The 5,313-nt window shown below is 76.1% G+C and carries 3 protein-coding genes and 1 pseudogene; all 4 read left to right on the forward strand.

From position 1 onward, the window contains the following. Positions 1-84 precede the first annotated feature (84 nt). Positions 85-2,235 carry a serine/threonine-protein kinase gene (locus tag E1266_RS35330; protein WP_132054650.1) on the forward strand — a complete coding sequence of 717 codons (2,151 nt, stop codon included), beginning with the start codon at positions 85-87 and terminating at the stop codon, positions 2,233-2,235. Continuing rightward, positions 2,232-3,632, forward strand: coding sequence for a protein phosphatase 2C domain-containing protein (locus E1266_RS35335; RefSeq protein WP_132054646.1), 1,401 nt, complete (start codon positions 2,232-2,234; stop codon positions 3,630-3,632). Before E1266_RS35330 ends, E1266_RS35335 begins: the two co-directional genes overlap by 4 nt. Next, positions 3,629-4,969: a VWA domain-containing protein gene (locus E1266_RS35340; RefSeq protein WP_132054648.1), complete on the forward strand. Its 1,341-nt coding sequence runs from the start codon at positions 3,629-3,631 to the stop codon at positions 4,967-4,969. Before E1266_RS35335 ends, E1266_RS35340 begins: the two co-directional genes overlap by 4 nt. A 2-nt stretch (positions 4,970-4,971) precedes the next feature. Continuing rightward, positions 4,972-5,313 (forward strand): annotated as a pseudogene (locus tag E1266_RS35345) (hypothetical protein); the annotation flags it as partial.

Below are 5,313 nucleotides of genomic sequence, written 5' to 3' on the forward strand. Positions count from 1 at the left end.
CCCGCGCCCAGCGTGCCCGCGCCCCGCCCCCCGGTCGCCGTGCCCGACGACGCGTGCCGCCAGCCCGGCTGCACCGGGAAGATCATGGACGGCTACTGCGACGTGTGCGGCTCACCGCCCGCCCACACCAGCCTGACCTCGCGGTCGCGCCCGGCGCCCGGAACGGGCACGTCGGGAACGGGCACGTCGGGCAGCCGGGGCACCGGCAGCACGCGGACGGGCAGCACGCGCACCGGGTCCGCGCGGTCGTCCGGCCGCCGCGGCATGCTCGGCGCGGGCCTCGTCGAGGTGCCGCGCGTCCCGTACCGGGACCCGTCCACGGCGGTGATGAGCGACCCGCAGGTCGCGGAGGGCAAGCGGTTCTGCAGCAGCTGCGGCGAGCCGGTCGGCCGGGGCCGCGGCGACCGGCCGGGCCGCACCGAGGGGTTCTGCCCCAAGTGCGGCACCCGCTTCTCCTTCACCCCCAAGCTCAGCCCCGGCGACCTCGTCGGCGGGCAGTACGGCGTGCTGGGCTGCCTCGCCCACGGCGGCCTCGGCTGGATCTACCTGGCCAAGGACCGCAACGTCAGCGACCGGTGGGTGGTGCTCAAGGGCCTGCTGGACAGCGGCGACGCCGACGCGATGGCCGCCGCCGCGGCCGAGCGCGCCTACCTCGCCGAGGTCGAGCACCCCAACATCGTCAAGATCTACAACTTCGTCCAGCACGACGGCGACGGCTACATCGTCATGGAGTACGTGGGCGGGCAGTCCCTCAAGGACATCCTGCTCCAGCAGCCGCAGCCGCGCGGCGAGAAGCACCTCCCGCTCGCGCAGGCCATCGCCTACGGGCTGGAGGTCCTGCGGGCGTTCGAGTACCTGCACGCGCAGGGCCTCGTCTACTGCGACTTCAAGCCGGACAACGTCATCCAGTCCGAGGAGCAGCTCAGGCTCATCGACCTCGGCGGCGTGCGGCGCCTGGACGACCCGGACGGCGCCATCTACGGCACGATCGGCTACCAGGCCCCGGAGATCGCCGAGGCCGGCCCCTCCATCTCGTCCGACCTGTACACGGTCGGCCGCGCGCTGGCCGTGCTGAGCTTCCCGTTCAAGGGCTACACCCGGACGTTCGCCGAATTCCTGCCGCCGCGCTCGCAGATCCCGCTGCTCCAGCGGTTCGAGTCCTTCGACCGGTTCCTGCGCCGCGCCACGCACCAGGTGCCCGCGGAGCGGTTCCAGGACGCGGCGGAGATGGCCGAGCAGCTCACCGGCGTGCTGCGCGAGGTCCTCGCCGCGGAGGACGGCGTGCCGCGGCCCGCCCCGTCCGGGCTGTTCGGGCCGGAGCGGTTCGCGGCGCGGATCGCGGACGGCGGGACGGCGGAGTCCGCGCTGCCGCCCGTCCCGCCGCCGGTGGCCGCGGCGGCGCTGCCGGTGCCGCTGGTGGACGGCTCCGACCCCGCCGCCGCGTTCGTGTCCGGGCTGACCGCCCTGGAGCCCGCGCAGGTCGCCGAGGCCGCGGCGAAGGCGCCGCAGCGCACGCCCGAGGTGAAGCTGGCGCACGCCCGGGTCAAGATCGAGCTGGGCGCGGTCGAGGAGGCGGGCGAGATCCTCGACGAGCTCGCCGCCGAGCGCCCCGGCGACTGGCGGATCGACTGGTACCGCGCGATCGCGCTCCTGTCCCAGGGCCGCGTCCAGGAGGCCGCGCCGCTGTTCGACCGGCTGTACGGGCTGCTGCCCGGCGAGGCGGCGCCCAAGCTGGCCCTCGCCTACTGCCGCGAGCTGCGGGCCCCGCTCGACGCGATCCGCCTGTACGAGATGGTGTGGCGCACCGACCAGAGCTACATCAACGCGGCGTTCGGCCTCGCGCGCGTGCACCTGGCGGCGGGCGACCGGGGCGCGGCGGTCGCCGCGCTCAACTCGGTGCCGGAGGTCTCCATCCGGTACGTGGCCGCCCAGGTGGCGGCGGTCGCGACGGCGGTGCGCGGCCGCAGCCCCGCCGAGCTGACGGCGCCGGAGCTGGTCGCCGCGGGCGAGCGGCTCACCGCGCTGGACCTGGACGCCGAACGCCGCGACCGGCTGGCCGCGGAGGTCCTGGAGGCCGCGCTCGACTGGCTGCTCGACGCGCAGCTGTCCGAGACCCCGCTGCGCCGCCGGCTGGAGGAGACGTACCGGGAGCTGGCGCGGCGCACCCGCGACCGGGACGAGTGCCGCCGGCTCGTCGACTCCGCCAACGCCGTGCGCCCGAGGACGCTGCTGTGACGGGCGGCCAACACGGCGCAGAGCAGCACGGCGCCGGTGGCCACGGGGCCGGCCACTCCGACCCGGACGGGGCCAAGGCGGCGGAGCCGTCCTGCCCCTCCTGCGGCGAGACGGTGTATCCGGGTGAGATCTTCTGCGAGGAGTGCGGGCACCGGCTGGCCGGCGCCCCGCCCCCCGAGCCGGTCGAGTCCGCCGCACCGGGCGGAGCCGGTGCGGCCCCGGCGCCCGCCGGGGACCCGTGCCGCGGGTGCGGCGGGACGCCGATCGACGCCGACGGCTACTGCGAGACCTGCGGGATGCGCCAGCCCGCCGAACGCGACCACGTCGAGGTCGAGCTGCCCGCGCCCGGCGGCGGGAACGGGTCCGGCCCGGTCGCCGCGGCCGGGGCCAGCGACCGCGGCCGCCGCTACAGCCGCAACGAGGACGCGCTCGCCCTCGCCGCCCACGCCGCCGGGGTCGCGGCCGTGGTGTGCGACGGCGTCGGCTCTTCGCAACGCCCCGAGGACGCCTCCCGCACGGCCGCGGACACCGGCGCCGCCGAGCTCGTCGCGCTCCTCGACGCCGGCGAGGACTCCGAGGACGCGACCCGCACCGCGGCGCTCCGGGCGGCCTCGGCGGTCGCCGCGCTGTCCACGTCGCCGGGCGACGCGCCGTCGTGCACGTACGTGTCCGCGGTGACGCGCGGGGGGTCCGTCACCGTCGGCTGGATCGGCGACAGCCGCGCCTACTGGCTGTCCGCGGACGGCGCCGTCGACCCCGGCGAGGACGACCCGGGCGAGGGCGGCGCCGGGAAACCGGCCACGGACGAGTCCGGCCCGGAGACCGCGGAGCTCAGCACCGGCGACATGGCGGAGCTCGGCCCGTCCCGCAGGCTCACCGAGGACGACTCGTGGGCCGCGTTCATGATCGCCCAGGGCGCGCTGACCGAGGCGGAGGCGGAGGAGCACCCCAACGCCCACGTCATCACGGCGTGGCTCGGCGCGGACGCCGGGCAGGTCAGCCCGCACGTGGCGACGTTCCGCCCGGCGGGCCCCGGCACGCTGCTGGTCTGCAGCGACGGCCTGTGGAACTACTTCCCGGCGGCCCGCGACCTCGCGGCGCTGCTGGCCGCCGGCCCCGCCGCGCCCGGCCCGGACGAGCCGGCCGCCGCGACCGCCCCCGACGCGGCGAACGGGGCGGCCGGCACCGCGACCGACCCCGCGCCCGGTCCCGTGCCCGATCCGGGCCACGACCCGGCGGCCGACCCGCTCGGCGTCGCGCGGACGCTGGTACGGCACGCCCTGGACGCGGGCGGCCGCGACAACATCACGGTCGCGGTCATCCCGATCCCGGCCCCACGCTCCCCGCACAGCAGCATCCACGAGAGCATCCCGCACAGCACGGAGCAGCCCCGATGAGCGAGCAGCCGCAGTTCACCGTCAAGATCGACCAGAACAAGTACCTGCCCGAGGGCGGCCGCGAGGTGCACGCCATCGTGTCCGTCGAGGCGGGCGCCGAGGGCGGCGCCATGCCGGCCCCCGCCGGCACCAGGGCGTCCGAGGTCATCATCATCGACACCTCGGGGTCCATGAGCTACCCCGATACCAAGCTGCGCGCCGCGGTCGCGGCGGCGCAGGTCGCCATCGACACGCTGCGCGACGGCGTCGAGTTCGCGGTCATCTCCGGTTCCAACACCGCGTCGATGGTCTACCCGCGGCACGGCGGCCTCGTCACGGCGTCCCCGCAGACCAAGGACAAGGCCAAGCGGGCGCTGAGCGGGCTCCGGGCCTCCGGCGGCACCGCGATCGGGTCGTGGCTGCGGCTCGCCGACGAGCTGTTCGACGACGTCCAGGGCGGCATCCGGCACGCGATCCTGCTGACCGACGGCAAGAACCAGCACGAGACGCCCGAGGAGCTCGACGCCGTCCTGTTCCGCTGCGGGGGCCGGTTCGTGTGCGACTGCCGCGGCGTCGGCACCGACTGGGAGGTCGCCGAGCTGCGCAAGATCTCCTCCGCACTGCTCGGCAGCGTCGACATCGTCGCCGACCCCGCCGGCCTCGTCGCCGACTTCCAGGCGATGACGGAGGCGGCCATGGGCAAGTCCGTCGCCGACGTGGCGCTGCGGGTGTGGACGCCGCAGACCGCGCGGCTCCGGTTCGTCAAGCAGGTCATGCCGTCCGTGGAGGACCTGACCGGCAAGCGCGTCGAGTCGGCGCCGCAGGCCGGCGACTACCCGCTGGGCGCGTGGGGCGCGGAGAGCCGCGACTACCACATCTGCGTGGAGGTCCCGCCGGGCGAGATCGGCAAGGAGCTGCGCGCCGCGTGGGTGAAGCTCGTCGTGCCGGGCGCGCCGGGTGAGGAGGCGCAGGTCCTCGCCACCGGGAACGTTCTCGCCCAGTGGACGGACGACGAGGCCCAGTCCACCCGGATCAACCCGCGGGTGGCGCACTACACCGGGCAGGCCGAGCTCGCCGTCGCCATCCAGGAGGGGCTCCAGGCCCGCAAGGACGGCGACTTCGACACCGCGACCGCGCGCCTCGGCCGGGCCGTGGTGCTGGCCGACGAGGCCGGCAACGACGCGATCACCGCGATGCTGCGCAAGGTCGTGGACGTCGTCGATCCCGCGACCGGCACCGTCCGGCTGAAGCGCCACGTCGAGAAGGCCGACGAGATGGCGCTCGACACGCGTTCCAGCAAGACCGTCCGGACGCGCAAGGACGAGACGCTGACCACGCCGCGGCCGGGTGAGCGCTGAGCATGGCGACCTGCCCCAGCGGACACGACTCCCACGCGGCGGACTACTGCGACGTCTGCGGCGCGCTCATCGGCGGCGCGTCCGCGCCCGGCGCGGGCCCGGGCCCGACCGGGGCGCAGGCCCCGCCGGGCGGCGCGCGGCCCTGCCCGGACTGCGGGACGCCCGGCACCGACCGCTTCTGCGAGTCGTGCGGCTACGACTTCGCCACGGGCGGCGGGCAGCCCACTCCGCGGACCGAGAAGTCGGCCCCGTCCCACCCCACGGCGCCGCACGCTTCGACGTCCCATCCTTCGGGACCGCATCCAACGGCACAGAGCAGGGAGCCGTCCGGCCCGCTGCCGGCC

Source organism: Actinomadura sp. 7K534 (genome assembly GCF_004348575.1).
GTDB lineage: Bacteria > Actinomycetota > Actinomycetes > Streptosporangiales > Streptosporangiaceae > Spirillospora > Spirillospora livida.

Coding starts and splice junctions, on each gene's coding strand:
- E1266_RS35330 (WP_132054650.1), top strand. CDS start 85: ATGGACGGCTACTGCGACGTGTGCGGCTCACCGCCCGCCCACACCAGC.
- E1266_RS35340 (WP_132054648.1), top strand. CDS start 3,629: ATGAGCGAGCAGCCGCAGTTCACCGTCAAGATCGACCAGAACAAGTAC.